Annotated in this window: 17 protein-coding genes and 1 pseudogene; 7 read left to right on the top strand and 11 right to left on the bottom strand. The window is 67.7% G+C overall.

The window, feature by feature from the left end; genetic code table 11:
• Positions 1-96: 96 nt before the first annotated feature.
• Positions 97-1,101 (bottom strand): 2-dehydropantoate 2-reductase N-terminal domain-containing protein, encoded by a 1,005-nt coding sequence (locus AB0G20_RS28150; RefSeq protein ID WP_361307057.1) that lies wholly within the window; start codon positions 1,099-1,101, stop codon positions 97-99.
• A 665-nt stretch (positions 1,102-1,766) separates the two neighbouring features.
• On the opposite strand from AB0G20_RS28150, the pseudogene AB0G20_RS28145 reads away from it, so the two are divergent.
• A pseudogene (locus AB0G20_RS28145) lies at positions 1,767-1,874 on the top strand (Ku protein); the annotation flags it as partial.
• 120 nt (positions 1,875-1,994) lie between these two features.
• Here the strand turns inward: AB0G20_RS28145 and AB0G20_RS28140 are convergent.
• The 3 genes from AB0G20_RS28140 to AB0G20_RS28130 all read right to left on the bottom strand — a co-directional run bounded on the left by AB0G20_RS28140 (position 1,995) and on the right by AB0G20_RS28130 (position 5,047).
• Positions 1,995-2,684: a hypothetical protein gene (locus tag AB0G20_RS28140; RefSeq protein ID WP_361307055.1), complete on the bottom strand. Its 690-nt coding sequence runs from the start codon at positions 2,682-2,684 to the stop codon at positions 1,995-1,997.
• 429 nt (positions 2,685-3,113) lie between these two features.
• Positions 3,114-3,617: an Imm21 family immunity protein gene (locus AB0G20_RS28135; protein ID WP_361307053.1), complete on the bottom strand. Its 504-nt coding sequence runs from the start codon at positions 3,615-3,617 to the stop codon at positions 3,114-3,116.
• Positions 3,618-4,471: 854 nt separating this feature from the next.
• Complete coding sequence (locus tag AB0G20_RS28130) at positions 4,472-5,047, bottom strand: CGNR zinc finger domain-containing protein (RefSeq protein ID WP_361307051.1); 576 nt, start codon at positions 5,045-5,047, stop codon at positions 4,472-4,474.
• 103 nt (positions 5,048-5,150) lie between these two features.
• On the opposite strand from AB0G20_RS28130, the gene AB0G20_RS28125 reads away from it, so the two are divergent.
• A complete protein-coding gene (locus AB0G20_RS28125; protein WP_361307049.1) occupies positions 5,151-6,353 on the top strand; it encodes an epoxide hydrolase family protein in 1,203 nt (400 codons plus the stop codon).
• Between the two features lie 152 nt (positions 6,354-6,505).
• Here AB0G20_RS28125 and AB0G20_RS28120 read toward each other — a convergent pair whose 3' ends face one another.
• The 6 genes from AB0G20_RS28120 to AB0G20_RS28095 all read right to left on the bottom strand — a co-directional run bounded on the left by AB0G20_RS28120 (position 6,506) and on the right by AB0G20_RS28095 (position 12,777).
• Positions 6,506-6,676, bottom strand: coding sequence for a hypothetical protein (locus AB0G20_RS28120; RefSeq protein WP_030853914.1), 171 nt, complete (start codon positions 6,674-6,676; stop codon positions 6,506-6,508).
• 729 nt (positions 6,677-7,405) lie between these two features.
• On the bottom strand, positions 7,406-7,885 hold the full coding sequence (locus tag AB0G20_RS28115; RefSeq protein ID WP_361307047.1) for a MarR family winged helix-turn-helix transcriptional regulator: 480 nt from the start codon (positions 7,883-7,885) through the stop codon (positions 7,406-7,408).
• A gap of 8 nt (positions 7,886-7,893) precedes the next feature.
• On the bottom strand, positions 7,894-8,955 hold the full coding sequence (locus AB0G20_RS28110) for an alkene reductase (RefSeq protein ID WP_361307045.1): 1,062 nt from the start codon (positions 8,953-8,955) through the stop codon (positions 7,894-7,896).
• A gap of 78 nt (positions 8,956-9,033) precedes the next feature.
• Positions 9,034-9,939 (bottom strand): NADP-dependent oxidoreductase, encoded by a 906-nt coding sequence (locus AB0G20_RS28105; protein WP_361307043.1) that lies wholly within the window; start codon positions 9,937-9,939, stop codon positions 9,034-9,036.
• A 721-nt stretch (positions 9,940-10,660) separates the two neighbouring features.
• Positions 10,661-11,635, bottom strand: coding sequence for a GNAT family N-acetyltransferase (locus AB0G20_RS28100; RefSeq protein WP_361307041.1), 975 nt, complete (start codon positions 11,633-11,635; stop codon positions 10,661-10,663).
• A gap of 128 nt (positions 11,636-11,763) precedes the next feature.
• On the bottom strand, positions 11,764-12,777 hold the full coding sequence (locus AB0G20_RS28095; protein ID WP_361307039.1) for an NADP-dependent oxidoreductase: 1,014 nt from the start codon (positions 12,775-12,777) through the stop codon (positions 11,764-11,766).
• 233 nt (positions 12,778-13,010) lie between these two features.
• Between AB0G20_RS28095 and AB0G20_RS28090 the strand changes: the two genes are divergently transcribed.
• Complete coding sequence (locus tag AB0G20_RS28090; RefSeq protein ID WP_361307452.1) at positions 13,011-13,214, top strand: alpha/beta hydrolase fold domain-containing protein; 204 nt, start codon at positions 13,011-13,013, stop codon at positions 13,212-13,214.
• 192 nt (positions 13,215-13,406) lie between these two features.
• Here the strand turns inward: AB0G20_RS28090 and AB0G20_RS28085 are convergent, their stop codons facing one another.
• Positions 13,407-13,874 (bottom strand): helix-turn-helix domain-containing protein, encoded by a 468-nt coding sequence (locus AB0G20_RS28085; RefSeq protein WP_361307037.1) that lies wholly within the window; start codon positions 13,872-13,874, stop codon positions 13,407-13,409.
• A 105-nt stretch (positions 13,875-13,979) separates the two neighbouring features.
• Between AB0G20_RS28085 and AB0G20_RS28080 the strand changes: the two genes are divergently transcribed.
• The 4 genes from AB0G20_RS28080 (at position 13,980) to AB0G20_RS28065 (ending at position 17,467) form a co-directional block, all read left to right on the top strand.
• Positions 13,980-14,480, top strand: coding sequence for a PaaI family thioesterase (locus AB0G20_RS28080; RefSeq protein WP_361307035.1), 501 nt, complete (start codon positions 13,980-13,982; stop codon positions 14,478-14,480).
• 172 nt (positions 14,481-14,652) lie between these two features.
• The gene (locus tag AB0G20_RS28075) at positions 14,653-15,243 is read left to right on the top strand and encodes a TetR/AcrR family transcriptional regulator (protein WP_361307033.1); all 591 of its coding nucleotides are present in this window, start codon (positions 14,653-14,655) and stop codon (positions 15,241-15,243) included.
• Between the two features lie 612 nt (positions 15,244-15,855).
• Positions 15,856-16,722, top strand: a complete 867-nt coding sequence (locus AB0G20_RS28070) for an alpha/beta hydrolase (RefSeq protein ID WP_361307031.1) — start codon at positions 15,856-15,858, stop codon at positions 16,720-16,722.
• Between the two features lie 271 nt (positions 16,723-16,993).
• Positions 16,994-17,467, top strand: a complete 474-nt coding sequence (locus AB0G20_RS28065; RefSeq protein WP_361307450.1) for a helix-turn-helix domain-containing protein — start codon at positions 16,994-16,996, stop codon at positions 17,465-17,467.
• Positions 17,468-17,747 lie beyond the last annotated feature (280 nt).

Genomic DNA, 17,747 nt, shown 5'->3' with positions numbered 1-17,747 from the left:
CCCGCCCCACATCACGGCTGCCGCCGACGTCAATGACCCCGGCGCCAATGAGTCCGGGGGCGCCCCCCCCCGGACGGTGGATCATCCCTATCGTCCTCAGGCAGTGACACCTTCGGCGATGCGCCTGCTCAGTTCCCAGGCCGTCAGACCGCCCGGCTCCCGGCCCTGGGACACGCTCTCCCGGGCGGCGTGCTGAAGGGCCGCGTTCACCGGGGTGGGCACGCCGTGCTCCCGGCCGAGCAGCACGATCTCGCCGTTGAGGTAGTCCGTCTCGATCGAGCCCGCGCCCCGCGCCAGGCTCTGCCAGGACGAGCCGCGAGTGGGCTCGCCGGGGATTGGCTGCGGGTCGACCGTTCCGCTGCGCAGCTTCGTGATCTCGGCCTCGCTCGCGTAGGCGATGCCCGCGGCGTCGAGGGCCGCGGCGCCCTCGGCCTTCGCCCGGGCGACCAGGTCCTGCGCGGCGGCGTCCGAGGCGGACCCGCACACTGCCTCGACTACGTTGGCGAGGTTGCCGAGGAGTTTTCCGTACTTCCAGCGCATCACGTCCGTCGCTACCGGAGCCAGGAAGTGAGCCTTCTCCAGGTCGTCCGCCATCCGCCGGGCGGTCTCGTCCGAGCCCGTCCCGTGCCGGCCGAGGACCAGGGCGCCGGTGTACGGGCCGCACGGCGCGACGACCTCACCCGGGTTCAGGTAGGTGCTCGGCAGGATGACGCACATGCCGTACACCTCGTGGAAGCGGCGCAGTGCCAGGCGCTCGTTCTCCACTCCGTTCTGGGCGCACACCACAGGCAGGCGTTCGCCCGCCGTGCCGCCGCCGACCACCGGCCGTGCGGCCCAGGCGTCCAGGGCGGCCACGCTGTCCTGGGTCTTGACGGCGAGGACGAGCACGTCGTCCTCGCGCAGTTCGATGTCCTCGGGCCGTGCCACGAGGGGCACGTCGAGGGTGAGCGTGCCGGCGGGGACTCTGAGCCGCAGCCCGTTGGCGCGCAGCGCCTCGAAGTGTGCGCCGCGGGCGACCAGGACGACGGACCGGCCGCTTTCGTGCAACCGCCCCCCGATCGAACCGCCGATGGCTCCGGACCCGATGAAGATGTAGCGCATTCCGCTCCCTGGCTCTCCGCTTCAGGTCGTTCGTACGGCTCGTACAGGGCTGCACGGTTCGAAGCGGGCTCGAACTGCTGTCAGTCGAGGGCCGCGTGGTCGTCTTCGCCGCGGTGTCCCGTCCACCGCACCCCCGTGGCGTACCGCCGGTCGAGTTCCTGCGCCCGCCACTCGACCTCATGGCCGTCGGCACCGGTCAGGACGTAACGCGCCGCATAAACACCGGACTTGACTCCCCCCGGTACGCCGTTGCCACCGTACCCCGCAGAGGTTCCTCACCACGAAGGGCCGGGGGATCCGCGTGCAGGGCCGCGAGCGATCGGACCCTGACGTATGACCTGGGCCGCAACCACTGCTGGTCGAGGTCGAGGTCGAGGTCCAAGCCGGTGCCCGCGCGGATGGGGGGGTCGGTCAGTGCGCCGCCGGTCCGGCTGCCGATCTCGCCCAGCACGAGGCGGTTACGAACGCTTTGGTGACGGGCGTCCCGGCCTCGAGGTCTACCTGCTGCTCAGCCTCTTCGCGATTGCCCACTACAGAATCGAGGGCATCCTGCAGGCCGTCTGGTTGGAGAAGCCGTCTCCTCACCCCGCGGCCGCGCAGGAGGGGTGTGCCACTGGCGCGGCGCTCTCAGGCTGGTGCTGCTCGGGACTACTGCGGAGTCTGCGGTGCCCCGAACCGTGTGGAACGGCGCCCTCAGCTTCGGCCTGGTCACCGTGCCGATCAACGTCCAGTCCGCGACCGAGGACCACAGCATCCGCTTCCACCAACCACATGGAGGACATGGGCACGGCGATGCGTCTGTGGCTGCGAACGTGACCAACCGGACAGTCCCTCGGGCTGGGGCCGTCCGTCCGGAACGGGTAGGAATCGGCGTGCTGGAGGGCCAAGGGGGTTCACCGCCGGGTCGTCGGAGGGAACTGGATCGTCGCGCATGCCGGGCCGCGCTCTGTGAGGGACTCGCAGTCCTGGGATCCGCCGGCGGCCACGGCGCCGATCTCGACGCCCCAGGCTTCCGTCGGCACGGTAATCGGTGAACTGACCCGCTGCTTCACCACACCTTTGTCATCGGGCCTGAGGTAACTGCTGTAGAAATCGATCCTTTCGTCGAGGGGATCCATGTCTTGGTCCACGGCGTCTGCGTATACCTCCACGGCCGCCCATGCGTCAACGCCATGCGCACGTACGGTGAAGCTCAGCGTCAGATCAGACCGGTGACCTCTCAACTCGACGTCGGTGATGGTGGGGCGCCCATTTCCTCCCGCTGCCTTCGAGGCGCCCACGACCGCCACGCTCAACGACGCCATGTAAAAGATCACCCCGAGAATGAGCACGATGGTCTCCCACAGAATCCCCCGGGGCGTCGGGCGGATCAGCAGTGCCACGATGCTGCACACGATGGCGAGGATGGCGCAGAGCGAGGCCACATAGATGGGCCACGATTCGTTGTTGAGCGCGACGAAGACGATGTCGCTCGTGAGCCCGAGTGCGGTCATGATGCCTGCAACAGCGACCAGGGCACCGGCGAGGATCTTGGCGACGTCGTCCAGCCGCTTCCCGACCCTTGCCTGGGCCTCGTCGGACATCGGAGCGGTCTCGTGCCTATCGCCTGGAAGCCTCATCCCGCTTATGGTGGTCGAGACGTGGGGTGTCGGATCGCCCCGGCGCCCCGGATTGGGCCGAAGGGGCGAAGGACCGCAGAGAGGTTCGCCCCGCCCGATCGTCGGCAACTGCGCTTCCGGTCGACGCCACTCCACAGCGGATGAGTCACTCGCACCGAACGGCCGGGAACGATCCGCGATGCGGGCCGTCACCGCCCCATCAGACACGCCCTAGTGATGTCCAACGACCAGAACGCACCCCGGCTCTTTCCGACCCAGCGCCCCGGGCTTCCCTCCGAAGCCGCGCGATGCGTTGCCCTGCACGATCTCTGTGCCCAGATGCGCCCGGCTGTCCTCCAGCGGTTCCTCGGGGGTCAGCTCCTTCGCTGCTGAAACGGTGGGCGGTGGGAGCCGTCAGAACCGCCTACCTGGAATCCGGGCCTGCTCCGGCAGTCCTCCCTGGTCCGGGTACTCCACGGTGAGGTTCGCTCCGGCTACGGCGGAATCCAGGAGAATCGCCGATCCATCGGTCTCCCACACTCCGCAGTCCTCCCAGTCGGTGGCGGGGTCGTCCAAGACGGCCCTCGCGGCCTCAAGGAGCTCGGCATCTGAATCAGCGGCGAGCCATCGCACGAAGACATTCCGCTCTGAGAGGTAGCAGGTCGTGGCTGGCTCGTCGGCCAGCACCAACCCCGAGGTTTCGGTGCCCACATCGATGATCCCAGCCAAGCTCTCCACGTCACACGCGCGGTCGTAGTCGTCGGGAACGTCAGTCCCGCCGACGATGATCCCGTCTTCCGTGCAGCCACCCCACTGGTCCACAGCAGAGGCCGGGATGACGATCAACGGGCCGCCCATCGACTGCACCCAAGCGAGCTCGGCGCGGAGGTGTCGAGAGCTGTTGCGCGATGCGGTCATGTGATCAGTCTGCCCTTGCCCACCGACAGCGCCCGAGGCGCTGTTCCGCACCAGCCGACATCCGAACCCACCGACACTCGCCGATGTGTGTGGGAAGGGGGAGTTCTACTCCTCGGCACCCCCGACCATGCGGCCCATCCGGTCACCGCTACCTGGGCGCCGGCCGTGACGCTCGGCACGGCGCCCACGCCCCGGAACTTCTCTTCACTGACGTCACGAGCCGACGGCGCTGGCTTCTATGCGGTGGGCGTGGCTGTAGGGCGCTGAACCTCCAGGACAACCGCCGTGCCTGCCACGGCTCGGTCCTCGTGCATGGTGATCAGTCGGCCGGGCTGAAGGTTCTGCCACTGCGAGGGAGCAAGAGGAGCAAGTCGTACCGAGGCTCGCCCACCGGGCTCCAGCAAGGGTGCGCACTCCACCCAGAGCTGGGCGATGTTGAGAGTGCATTTTCGCCGGAGTTGGAATCCGGCCCGGCCGAACATCTCGCACTTGTGCATCCTGATGTCATCCGGAGTAATCCGTTCCCACGAACGTCCGCCGCGGACACTCCGTGCTCACGGCGCACGCACAACGTGACCTGGAGGACGGTTCGGCGGGCCTTGGACGGACAGTGGCCTGAGCAGCGGAAGAAGCAGCGCCGCAAGAAGTCCCGGGTCGACCCCGTCGGATGCGCGGTGTCCCAACGGCTCTCCGTCAGCCGCCGCGTGGCTGCGTCGCGCACCACATCCTCCGACCCGCACTTCCGGCACCACGGATCCGACTCGGCGACCCGGCACTCGATCACCGCCCCTACTGCGAAGAGCCGATGGACGTCGCCGATCGGTAAACGTAAACGTGATGTACCGAGGTGACGATCACTCCACCGATCTAGGGATGTTGCGCTGGTTGGCATTGAAGCGCGCCTTCTTCTGGCGATTCCCGCACGTGTTCATGTCGCACCATTTGCGGGTGCGGCTTTGGCTGGTGTCGAAGAAGGCGGCTTGGCAGGTTGGTGATGCACACAAGGCCAATTTTCCGTCTCGCTCGCCTGCGATGATGCTGACCGCGTCGGCGGCGATCACACTGAGGGCATCTTCCACGCAGGAAGCCGAACTGAGCTGCCATTGCCGCGTGCCCTCGGGCGTCAGGATCGCCGCGGCCCGACCCTGAACGCTGCAGTCATTGATGACTTGGACAGCAGACGCAGGGAGAGCGTCCTGGATCGCGGTCGCTGTCGCGGCGGCATGAATCGACTCCCTCAGTTCCCGAGCGAGGTCGAGCTGGGCAGTAGTGCAGGAGTCCACGACGAGGCCGTTCACTGCCAGCCAGTCGATGAGCCGGTGCGGCGTGGGGATGCGCTCCACGGCGTTGCCATGACGCTCCGAAAGAGTCCCCGTGAAGCTGGTCGCCAGCACGTTACCGAGGCGGAAGTCAGGAAACTCAGCACGCATGGAACCACCTTAGCAGGTTCCATGCGGGCGCGAAGGCGTGGTAGAACCGCCTTAGCCGGTTCGCGGTGGTTCGCAGCCGGTTCCACGATGGCCAGGAGGTCTCATGCCCCGTCCAACCAGCGACGTGCAAGCATTTGAAGCCCACGCAACTGACGCTGACCTCGACGATCTGCGCGCGCGACTGGCCGCGGCGCGACTACCGGAGGCTGAGACGGTCTATCCCGCCGCGCCCGGCCCTCACCGATGGGAGCAGGGCGTTCCTCTCGCCGACCTCGTCGACGTCGTGAACTACTGGCGCACCGGGTACAACTGGCGGTCGTTCGAAGAGCGCCTCAACCGCATCGGCCAGTTCCGCACGACCATTGATGATCTGGGAATCCACTTCCTGCACCGCCGATCCGCGCGCGCAGATGCCACCCCTCTGATCTTGACGCACGGCTGGCCAGGCAGCATTGCCGAGTTCATCGATGTAGTAGACGAGTTGGCAGATCCGAAAGATGCAGACGCGCCGGCGTTCCATGTTGTGGTCCCGTCGCTACCGGGCTTTGGGTACAGCGACAAGCCGGCCACCACCGGGTGGGGAACCGAAAAGATCGCGGCCGCATGGGTGGAACTGATGGGCAGGCTCGGCTACAGCAAGTTCGCAGCCCACGGTGGCGACTGGGGAGGGAATATCACCACGGTTCTCGGCGGCAGGTTCCCGGCGCACGTTCTCGGCATCCACACATTGTTCGCGGAGGCGCCGCCCGGGTTGACAACGGACGGGCTGACGGCGGCCGAGCGCAAGTGGACCGAGGAAACCCGCGATTTCTGGCGCCACCGCGCGGCTTACGCGAAGCAGCAGGCGACCCGACCGCAGACCATCGGCTACTCGCTCGTCGACTCACCGGTCGGGCTTCTCGCCTGGATCCTTGACAAGTTCGCCGAGTGGTCGGACACCGAAGACAGCCCGTTCGAGACGATTTCCATAGACAGGGTTCTCGACGACGTCACCCTGTATTGGCTGACGCGGACCGGCGCATCGGCGGCCCGAATCTACTACGAAAGCCACAACTCGCTGGACCCCGAACTTCGGGTCGACGTCCCGTCAGCAATCAGTATGTATCCCCGCGACATCGAGAAGTGTCCGCGCCCCTGGGCGCAGGAGCGGTACCGACAAATCGTCCGATGGAGGTCACCCGAAATGGGGGGACACTTCCCGTCGCTGGAGGTTCCCGAGTATTTCGTCAAAGATCTGCAAGAGGGCCTCGCGGCAGTGCTGGCCGCTTGTTCTGGCCGCCATCACCTGAACGAAGCATCCTCATAGGGCGTTGAGAGCGACCACCGGGTCTCAGCTGTGAGGCCTTGTGCCCGGGAAGGTGGTGGTTGCACCGCCGCTCGGGGAGATGTCCTGAAGCGGGACATGCCTGTGGGCCCCGGGTGTTCCCGGGGCCCACAGGTCTGCTGCTGTTGGGTGGGTTACCAGCGATACCAGCGGCCCTTGCGGCCGCCGGTGTCCGCACTGCGCAGCACGAAGCCCAGCAGCCAGACGACCAGCACGATGACGGCGATCCACCACAGTGCCTTCAGTGCGAATCCCGCGCCGAAGAGGACCAGGGCCAGAAGCAGGACGAGAAGCAGGGGAACCATAGTTATCAACCTCCGTTGCTCCTCGTGCCCGGCGATTCGAAGAACACGCGGCAGATCTGCCTGGTTTCTTCACCGTTCTTGCGGGAACTGGGCTCAGTTTCGTCACCGGCGTTCGCCTCACGGCCGGGGGCGCCCCGGCGCGTCCGGTCCATTTTTGCCGCGCAGCTTGAAGCGGGACACGGGTCTTCTCCAGGACCGACTCGAACTGGGTGCAGTCTGCCCGCTGTCCCGGAGTGGCGACCAGGGGCAGCGGGCGGCAGCGGCGTCGGCGCTCAGGCGGAGTTGCTGGTGAACCCGCCGCGCAAGCGGCCCAGGCGCTGACCTCCCGCACCACCTCAACCAGACGGGCGAGCAGCCTCTGCCGTGACGTCTCGTCCTGGTGTCCCGTTGCTTCGTCCCCATTTGACGCCGGGACCCGGCAGCCGCTCGGTGCGGGCGCCTGCCCCATGCTGATGGGCGTGCACGACGTGGACTCCACCGAGATGTCCCAGTCGATCTCGCCCGCGGCGTCCTTCCACCCGAGCTGCCGGCAAAGCTCGATCAAGATCCTTCCCTGACCGAGCCGCGACCGACCCTGACCCACGGGCGGCCGGGCACCGGCGAGTTCAGGGACTGTGGCACCACTGACCTCGCGGGCATGTGACCGTGAACTGCAGCGCTGTCCACTGAGCAGGAACACCGGAAACGATCCGCACTCCAGGCCGGAACCGGGATGCAAGCCGCGGGTGGTTACCCGGTCTCTTCCCCTGCAACGGCGCGGCTGTTGATCGCGTCGGCGATGGCGTAGGCGGTGCGGACGAAGGCCTCTGCCTCCTGCGCCGACAGGTCCTGCGTGGAGGTCTCCTCCAGGGTCCGCCACATGTCTGCCAGGGGCCCTCGCATGGCACGTCCCTTGTCGGTGAGGTGGACGACCATGACGCGCCGGTCGTGTTCGGCCGGCTCGCGGATGAGCAGGCCGGCGTCCTGCATGCGGCGTAGGGACTTAGAGACGGTGGAGTGGTCCAGGCCGACACTGTCGAGCAGCTCGGACTGGGTCTGGCCGTCCCGGTCCAGGAGGTGCATCAGCAGCAGTTCCTGTCCGGGATGCAGGTCCATCTCGCGGAGCATGGCGGCGGCGCGGGCGCGGTGAGCACGGGCGAGCTGGAAGATCGCGTAGCTCATCGGCCCTTCGCCGGCCGTCGTGGGGATGCGGGGAGCGGGGTCGGGCATTCGGTTCCTCAGACGGTGTAGGTGGGGTAGTCGGTGTAGCCGGCCACTCCGCCGCCGTAGAAGGTCGCCGGGTCGGGGGTGTTCAGCGGCGCGTCAGAGCGTAGCCGCTCGACGAGGTCCGGGTTGGCGAGCGCGAGGGCGCCGACGGAGACGAGGTCGGCCGTGCCGTTGTCGATGTCCTTGGCGCGGGTGGGCAGGTCGGTGCCGGCCCGGTTGAGGATCAGCGTGGTCGGCCACAGCGCGCGCAGGGTGGTCAGCAGCGCGTCGTCGCCCGCGTGGAGGATGTGGAGGTAGGCGAGGCCGAGCGGGCTGAGGGCGTCCAGGAGCGCCGGATACAGCTCGGAGGTGTCGGACTCGGCGATGTCGTTGTAGGGGTTGCCGGGGGAGATGCGCAGGCCGGTGCGGTCGGCGCCGATCTCGTCGGCCACGGCGGTGGCGACCTCGACGGCGAAGCGGATTCGGTTGTCGAGGGAACCGCCGTAGCGGTCGCTGCGCTGGTTGGAGTTGTCGGACAGGAACTGGTGCACCAGGTAGCCGTTGGCTCCGTGGATCTCCACGCCGTCGGCGCCTGCCGCGATGGCAGCTGCCGCGGCGCGGCGGAAGTCCTCGACGGTCGCCACAACCTCCTGCGTCGACAGGGCACGGGGGGTGGGCATGTCCTGGGGCCCGGACGCGGCGAACATCGCACCCTGCGGCCGGATCGCCGAAGGGGCCACCGGCCGGCGCCCGTGGGGGGTGTTGTCGGGGTGGGCGATGCGTCCGGTGTGCATCAGCTGGATGACGATCCGGCCGTCGGCAGCGTGCACGGCGTCGGTGACCTTGCGCCACCCGGCGATCTGCTCGTCATTGTGGATGCCGGGGGTGAGGAGGTAGCCCTGGCCGTCGGCGGAGGGTTGGGTCCCCTCGGTGATGATCAGGGCGTGCGAGGCCCGCTGGGCGTAGTACTCGGCGTTCAGTTCGGTCGGTACGCCTTCAGGGGTGGAGCGGTCACGGGTCATGGGGGCCATGACCAGGCGGTGGGGGAGGGAGATGTCACCGACGGTGGTCGGTGTCCACAGGGAGTTCAGCATGCGTGGTCCTTCGGTGTGGTGATGGCCAGGTGGTCATCGGGAGGGCGGTGGGTGTGGTGGGTGCAGTGGAGGGCGTGGTCAGTCGAGGGTGAGGACGAGCTTGCCCCGGACATGCCCGGCGTCGCTGACCTGCTGGGCCGCGGCGGCCTCGGCGAGCGGGTAGGCGGTGACGGTGGTGACGACCTTGCCGGCCGCGGCGTCCTCGGCCAAGGCGGCCAGGCGGGAGGCCGAGCGTTCCTGGGGACCGTTGGCGAAGGTGATGCCGAGGTGGTGCGCGCGGAAGTCGGCGATGGTGACGATGCGCTCGGTGCCGCCCCGCAGGGCTATGGAGTCCTCAAGGGCTCCCTTCCCGGCCAGGTCGAACACCGCGTCCACGCCATTGGGGGCGAGCGCCCGGACCCGCTCGACCAGGCCCTCGCCGTAAACGGTCGCGGTGGCGCCGAGCGCGGCGAGGTATTCCTGGTTTGCGGGGCCGGCGGTGCCGATGACACGCGCTCCGCGGGCCGTGGCGAGCTGGACCGCCAGGGTTCCGACCGCTCCGGCCGCGCCGTGCATGAGGACGGTCTCCCCGGCGGTGACGCCGAGAAGGTTCAGGACCCGCTCGGCCGTCTCGCCCGCAACCGGGAGCGCGACCGCGTGCTGCCAGTCGAGGCCGGCGGGCTTGGGGGCCACGGTGGTGGCCAGCGCGTACTGGGCGTACGAGCCGGTGTCCGACCAGCCCAGCACCTCGTCACCGACCTGCACGTCCCGCACGCCCTCACCCAGGGCGTCCACCACCCCGGCGAGCTCACCACCGGGGACGGCGGGGAACGGCGTCGGGAACACGGCCTCCAGCGCCCCGGAGCGGATCTTGCCGTCCAGCGCGTTCAGCCCGGCCGCCTTGACGCGGACGCGGATCTGCCCCGGGCCGGGCTGCGGGGCCTCGATGTCCGCCTCGCGCAGCACTTCCGTGCCTCCGAAGCGGTCGAACAGGATGGCTTTCATGACGACTCCTCTCGTGTCACCACCCACTTATGTGGCTGGCCACTAATTCAACGTAACAGTAAAAGCGTGGCTAGCCAAGTATTTGTTCCCGCTCGGGCCGCGCAAGATCGGTCGCGGTCGCGTCGGTCTGCTCGGGACGGCGGTCGAGGCGGGATGCGCCCGCCGGAGCGCGCCTTGCGCGGCCAAGGGCTACGTCGGGTCAGGGCCGAGCATCGTGTCGGGGATGAGGTGGGTCCCCGGCGGCAGTGCCACATAGGACCCATTCCTGTGACTCACCAGGCCCTCAGCTGGCGTCAGTCTTGCGGGGCGTGGTGCAACGCCCGGGTCCGTTCCCGGTTCGCGGCCGGCCCGCGCCGCTTCCAGCTCCTCCGTCCTCTCATCGAGCTCGCCCCGCTTGTCGGCGAGGTCCCGTTCGAGCACGGCGATGCTGCGTCGGAGCTGGTCGATGTCGACCGGGGCTCCAGGCCCGACTCGGCCCATGCGCTCTCGCCTAGCTGAGCTGAGCTGAGCTGACAGGCGTTTCTCCAGCTGCCGGACCGTGTTGTTACTGACCTTCAAGGCGCGGTGTCGTAGGGCTGACGTCTCGTGATCCTGGGGTATGCCGACGTGGTCAGTAGGAACGGTGACGGGCGGTCAGCGGCAGGTCGTTCAGGGGGAGTTCTGGTGTCGGTCCTCCCCTGACGGCATAGGGTCTTCCCCGAAGCCGAGTACGGCAGTGGACTCAGCGCCAGTCGTCGATCACATAGGCGTCCGGGTGGCTGTAGCCAGGTTCGTTGGGCTTGTGCATGGTCACGCCTTGCAGCCAGGTACGGAAACCGCGGTCGACCATGCGCCGGTAGGCATCTTGGCGGGCCAGGTTCATTCCGGCGTCCAGTTGCCCCAGTCCCTTCTCGGTGGCCAGCTGCTCGCACGCATTCAGCAGTCGTTCGAACCGGTCCGCGGCGCCCGGGCCAGGGCGTACGGCGCCGAATTTGACGAAGCACACGTCCTCACCGGCCTCCGACCCCGCTCCGCAGTGGCAGACAGCCAGACCGTCGAGGTGGGAGTCGGCGCCCTCGAGGAGGATGGTGTCACCGAGTCCCTGCGCCTGTGTGGCCATGATCTCGCGTTCCAAGCTCAGGCCCTCGTACACGGCCCCCGTCAGTGTGCGACTGAGGTTCAGTGCGTGGGGCCGCTCAGCGGCGGTCAGCTCGCCGTACAGCACTCGGCCGGGGACTGCGGCACTGACGGTGACCTGCTTCTTCATGATGGCTGTGAGGAATCGGGGCCAGAAGCCGTGCCGGCGGTAGAGCTCGAGGTGCTTGGGACTGTGCGAGAAGGTGAACAGGCCGAGGTGGCGGCTCTCCCAGACGTCGAAGCAGGCCATGACCGGTTCCATGAGACGCCTGCCGATGCCCTGGTCCCACAGGTCCGGACGTACGGTCAGCGGGCCGAAGAACCCGACGCTGCCCCAGTTGGCGGCGAAGGTCGATCCGACGACCTCGCCCTCGACGGTCGCTGCGAAGGCCGCGTGTGGATCTGCCGCCCAGCGGGTGCGGACGTAGTCGGCGGTCCCGAAGAACGTCTCCGGCTCAGGGGCCCCGAGGAATGTCCCGAAGGCGAGTCTGAAGATCTCGTCGGCCCGATCCAGGTCGGGCTCAACCAGCGGGCGGACCGACACCGGGGCGGCGACACTCGTTCGCTTCGCTGCGGACATGATCGCTCTCCTTTCCGCCCCCGGTTCCATCGCACCATGGACGTGCGCCGCGGGCGAAGCGACAGGTCCAAGGGCGTCGTCGGCCTCCGGTGGCCGTGCCGCAGGAAGGGTCTGCGGCCGGAGCGGTCTCAGTCGTTGTCGGGCACCATCGAGACCACGACCTTGCCGGCCTTGGTGCGGCCCTGCTCGACGTGCGCCATCGCCTCAAGGGTCTGGTCGAACGGGAAGGTGCTGTCGATGACCGGGCGGAGCTTCCCGCTGTCGTAGAGGGCGCCGAGTTCGCGCAGCTGGGAGCCGTTGGCCTGCATGAAGAAGAACTGGTAGCGCACGCCCAGAGCCTTCGCCTGCTTGCGGATCTTGCGGCTGAGCGTGTTCATGATCAGGCCTAGGAAGGAGGGGGCGTCGAGCTGCTTGGCGAAGCCGGCGTCCGGCGGTCCGACGACACTGATGGCCAGGCCGCCGGGCTTGAGCACGGTCAGCGACTTCTCGAGGTTCGCCCCGCCCAGGGAGTCCAGCACCAGGTCGTAGCCGGACAGCACCTTCGAGAAGTCTTCTTTGGTGTAGTCGACGACGACATCGGCACCGAGATTCCTGACCAACTCCTCGGTCTTGGCGTTCGTGGTCGTCGCTACGGTTGCGCCGAGGTGCTTGGCGAGCTGGATGACTGTCGAGCCGAGGCCACCGGCACCGGCGTGGATGAGCACCTTCTGCCCCGGCTTCACCTGGGCCCGGTCGACGAGCATCTGCCAGGCTGCCAGGGCAACCAGCGGCACTGCGGCTGCCTCTTGGAGGGTGAGGGAGGCCGGCTTGGGCGCGACATCGTCCATGTCGATCGCGATGAACTCCGCGAAGCCTCCGATCCGCAGGTCGCGCGGACGGGCGTAGACCTCGTCGCCGACTTCGAAGCCATGTACGGCGGAGCCGACCCGCGTCACGACACCGGCCACGTCGTGGCCGAGCACGAACGGAAGCCTGTACTTCAGGAGCTGCTTGAACTCCCCGTTGCGGACCATCTTGTCCAGCGGGTTGATGCTGGCGGCGCTCACTCTGACCAGGACGTCGCGGTCTCCGACCGTGGGCTCGGGTACGTCTGCGGCGCGCGCACCGTCCTTGCCGTACTTCTCGACGACGAATGCCTTCATGTCGGCCGTCTCTCTGCGTGGGTATCCGGTAGTCGATCTGATTCTTCGCGCAGGTCCCCCCTGCGCGCCCGTTCCCCGCGTGCGGCCGGGTTGATGGGCTGGCCACGACGCTACTCTCTGAGTATAGGAAAGTAAACTCAGGTGGTTAGGGTTGCGCTGGCCCGGAGGGGGCCCGTCCCCGTACTGGTCCTGGACTCTTCCGGCGAGCACCGGAACACAAGTACCCGGCTCAGCTGGACGACGCGGAGGCGGCCTTCAACTGGCTGCTGTCCGAAGGCTATGAGCCGGGAAACATCATCACGATCGGCCACTCGATCGGCGGGTTCATCGCAGTCGCCCTGGCGCTTCGCCTCCGTGACAAGAAGAGCCGCTGCGCGGCGCCATCGCGTCGATTTCCCCATGGTGCGACCTCGAGATCGCCCACGAGACCATGGTGACCAACGCCGAGACCGACAAGATCCTCAGCAAGGATCGTTCAGCTACGACCGCGTCGCGCTGCTCCTGCCTCCCACGCCGCCCCGCCGGCCCGGTTCGTCCAGCACCTGCCCGGCGGCGCAGGTCCCGCCTCCTGCGGGGAGCCTTCCAACCTCACCATCGACGTGACGGCCCCCGACCGCGAGGTCGATGGCTCATGACCGGGGGCGGGCGCCCGTGCCCAGCCGTGCGGTGACTTCACGGGGAGTGAGGGTGGAGTGCTCCGCAGAGCACTCGACGACGACGCGGACCGGAGCGTCGCACTTGGTGTGGCGGACGTCCAGTGCAGGGCCCTCGGAGCCGAGGGCGTACGCCTCGCCCCACTGGCTCAGTGCCATCAGGACAGGCCATAGGTCCCAGCCCTTGCGGGTCAGGCGATATTCGTTGCGGGAGCGGCTGCCGGGCTCCTGGTAGGGGACGGTCTTGAGAATGCCGGCCGAGGTCAGCTTGCGGAGGCGGTCGCTGAGGACGGCTTCCGACAGGCCGATGTGGCGGTGGAAGTCATCGAAGCGGCGGACCCCGTTGACGGCGTCACGCAGGATCAGCAGTGTCCACTTCTCCCCGATCACGTCGAGCGTGCGCTGGACGGGGCAGTTCTCCGTGCTCGCCTCAAGCCACTCCATTCCGCCATCGTAAGCGAGCTGCCTTCACCATTGACAGTCAGGTGAGCGTGAGCCTAGCTTCACTTGTAAAAGTCAGCTGACCGCCAGAGGGAAGGACGCTGGACCGTGGGGCGAACGCGTACGTATGACTGGGACGATCCCGCGATCTCGGCGGAGGCCGCCGGACGCATGGCCGGCATCGACTTCCTGCGCGAGGTGCAGGCGGGGCGGCTGCCGAGGGCGCCGATCAGCTGCACCGTCGACTTCGCCTTGGACGAGGTGGAGCCCGGCAGGGCGGTGTTCTCGATGACGCCGGGGGAGGAGCACTACAACCCGATCGGCAGCGTGCACGGCGGCGTCTTCGCCACCCTGCTCGATTCGGCGGCGGGCTGCGCCGTCCAGTCCACCCTCCCGCAGGGTGTGGCGTACACGTCGCTCGACCTGACGGTGAAGTTCCTGCGACCGATCACCGTGGACACGGGCCCGGTGCGCGCCATCGGCACGGTCGTCAGCAAGGGTCGCCAAACGGCTCTCGCCCAGGCCCAGTTGGTCGACGCGAAGGACCGTCTCCTCGCCCACGCCACCAGCAGTTGCATGCTCTTCCCGGTACCCGCCCCTCGGCTGTGACTCAGCAGGCAGGGCCCTCGGCCGCGGCGGGACATGGAGCGCCGGCGGCGGTTGTCGACGGCGTCCTGGACGTGAGCGTCGACCTCCTTTGGATTACGTTCGCAATATCATAGGCTGGGGTGAAGTCGGTGGAGGGCAACCGGTCCTTGCGGCCGGCGAAGGAGTGTGTGCCGTGGTGCGGTACGGAAAAGAGCACAAGTCGGAGACGAGGCGGCGGATCATCGAGACGGCGGGCCGCCGGTTCAAGCAGGACGGTATCGATGGCTCCGGGGTCTCGACGCTCATGAAGGACGCAGGGCTGACCAATGGTGCGTTCTACGCTCACTTTGAATCCAAGAATGACCTCGTCGCCACGGCGATCGCCGACCAGCTGAGGGTGCAGGCCGAGAGTGTCGTCGCTCGGGCTGCGCCTGGCCGTGCCGGACTCGAGCAGATCGTGCGCGGGTACCTGTCCCCCCAGCATCGCGACACCCCTGGCGAGGGCTGCCCGAACGCCGCTCTGCTCGACGAGATCGGGCGCTGCACCGACACCACCAGGCAGGCCTACACCGACGGCGTGCTGGCGCTCATCGACGGCATTGCCGCCCGCATGGCGCCCGAGGCCCCGGCGTCCGCTCGCGTGAAGGCGCTCAGTCTCCTCGGCCTGATGGCCGGAACGCTTCAGCTTTCCCGCGCCTTGACCGACAGCCGACTGGCTGATGAGCTCCTCGATCAAGGGGTGAACAACGCCCTCGCCCTGCTGGACGTGGGACAGCGCGTCTAACGCACCCCCAGCCCCAGGCGCACCACGGCTCCAGCCCGAGGCTGGGGCTGTTGAAGAAGAGCCCGACGCCGGCAGGTTCTCTCCCGCTGCTCACCGGCCGGCGTGACCGGGCCTCCCCTCCTGTGGCGCCCAAGCTGCTGGAAGACCTGCGGTTCCTCGCCGGACCCGAACTCTTGATCATCGACGGGCTGGGCTGCCTCCCGCTGCCGATGACAGTGCCTCCGATGTCGTCCAAGGGATCAACCAGCGGTCCCTGAATCCTCCACGATCCTGCCCCGGCCCCGTGATCGCCGACCGGGTCGAAGCCTTCGGGGGCGCAGGCGGAACGGCCATCAACATCTCTGCGGAGTGACCTCGTGCGCTGCCGCGACACGGAGGGCTGGTTCATGGGGGAGGGGGTGGACCTCCGGCGGAACTGACCCGCTGTCGCGGCCTCACCGTCATCATGTCGGCGCATCTCTTGCGGTCGCTTTAAATTACGGTCATACTTCAATAGTCGACGTGATGCTGGAAGGGTCAATCGAGCAGGGTTCCGACTCCTGTGGACCTTCCGCCGCCGACCGAACGGACTGCAGCCGCAGTCCACAAACCCACGCAGGGAAGGGCACGGCCGTGCACGACGCACAAGGAGTACAAGGCGACGTGGTGACGTCGTACAAGAAGGCACCCACCCGCACGCTCGCCGCCGGGGGAGTGTCCTTCGCCTACCGCGACCTCGGCCCCAAGGTCGGTGTCCCGGTGGTCTTCATCACTCACCTCGCCGCAGTCCTCGACAACTGGGACCCCCGGGTCGTCGACGGCATCGCCGCCAGGCGTCGCGTCATCACCTTTGACAACAGAGGTGTCGGTGCTTCCAGTGGCTCGACACCGAAAACGATCGAGGAGATGGCGAAGGATGCCGTCACCTTCATTCGGGGACTCGGGCTCGAGCATGTCGACATTCACGGCTTCTCGATGGGCGGCATGATCGCCCAGGTGATCGCGCAAGAAGAGCCGCAGCTCGTCCGCAAGCTGATCCTCACGGGCACCGGCCCCGCGGGCGGCGAGGGCATCAGGAATGTGAGCCGACTGTCCCATCTCGACACCGTCCGGGCCCTGTTCACTCTCCAGGACCCGAAGCAGTTCCTCTTCTTCACCCGCACCCCGGGCGGGCGTCGAGCCGGGAAGCAGTTCCTGGCCCGTCTCAAGGAGCGCACCCACGACAGGGACAAGGCGATCTCCCTCACGTCATACTTCGCCCAGCTCAAGGCCATCCACCGCTGGGGGCTCGCGCAGCCCCAGGACCTCTCGGTCATCCATCAGTCCGTGCTCGTCGCCAACGGCGAGAGTGACAGGATGGTGCCGACGAAGAACTCGTTCGAACTGGCCCGGCGACTGCCGAACGCCGACCTGGTCGTCTACCCCGACGCCGGCCACGGAGGCATCTTCCAGTTCCACGAGCAGTTCGTGGCGGAAGCCCTCGAATTCCTCGGGCGGTAGCGGGTGTCGGGGACGGGCGGCAGGTGCGCTGGGGGCGTTGGAGGTTCGCGCATTCAGGCTCGGCGCATCGCCCTGCCGGGGCAGGGGACGGCAAAGCGGGCCAGAGCGCCGCAGTCGTCGTGCCGACGTGCCGGAAATCTTGACGCTTCTCGGACGCAGTCGGGCTGTGTGGCCGGTCGCGGCACCGACGGCTGAGTATCCGATAGTAAACTCAAATGCGGTTAGAATCGCCTCCATGGATGCGTGGACCGAAGTGCTTCAAGACGCCGGCATGGACCACCGACTCGACCGGGACACGTCCAACTGCTCGATCGCGCGGACTCTTGAGATCGTGGGCGAGAAGTGGACGATCCTGATCCTGCGCGAGGTGTTGTACGGCTCGTCCCGGTTCGGTGACTTCGAACGTGTCCTAGGCTGTCCTCGCAATCTTCTGGCCACGCGGCTTCGGATGCTGGTGGCGGAAGGGATCCTGGCGACCGAGACGTACAAGGAACCCGGTTCGCGGAGCCGGCCGAAGTATGTGATCACTTCCAAGGGCATGGATCTGGTGCCTGCCGTCATGGGGCTGCTGCAGTGGGGTGACCGTTACCGCGCCGACCCGGAGGGGCCGGCGGTATTGGCGCGACACCGCGAGTGCGGCGGGCACGTCGATGTCGAGATTCGCTGCGAACGAGGTCACCCGGTGCAAGCGAAGGACATCGAGAGCGTCCCCGGCCCAGCCTTTCGCATGAGGTCGCCCGAGTGAGCTGAGGACTCCTCGTCCAGACGAAGTCGACGGGGCCTCGGCCCGCCGTCGATGATTGCCTGAATGCGGGCTGCACCCCACCAAGGGCCTGCTGCGCAACGCCGAGCTCGCGCAGACGTCGTCCAAACCGGCCTGCGGGATGGCGATGAGGAACGGGCTGGGGGCAAGCCTCTGCGAGAGTTCAGGGCATCTGGGCGCTGGTCAAGCGCGACATCGGCAACCTCGCCGCAGGTCAGCGGCTCAGTCCGGCGCGGCTTCCGGCTTCCTGAGGCTGCGACCG

Origin of the sequence: Streptomyces sp. NPDC024017 (assembly GCF_040638895.1) — a bacterium.
GTDB lineage: Bacteria > Actinomycetota > Actinomycetes > Streptomycetales > Streptomycetaceae > Streptomyces.
This window is presented reverse-complemented; position numbering and strand designations above follow the sequence as displayed.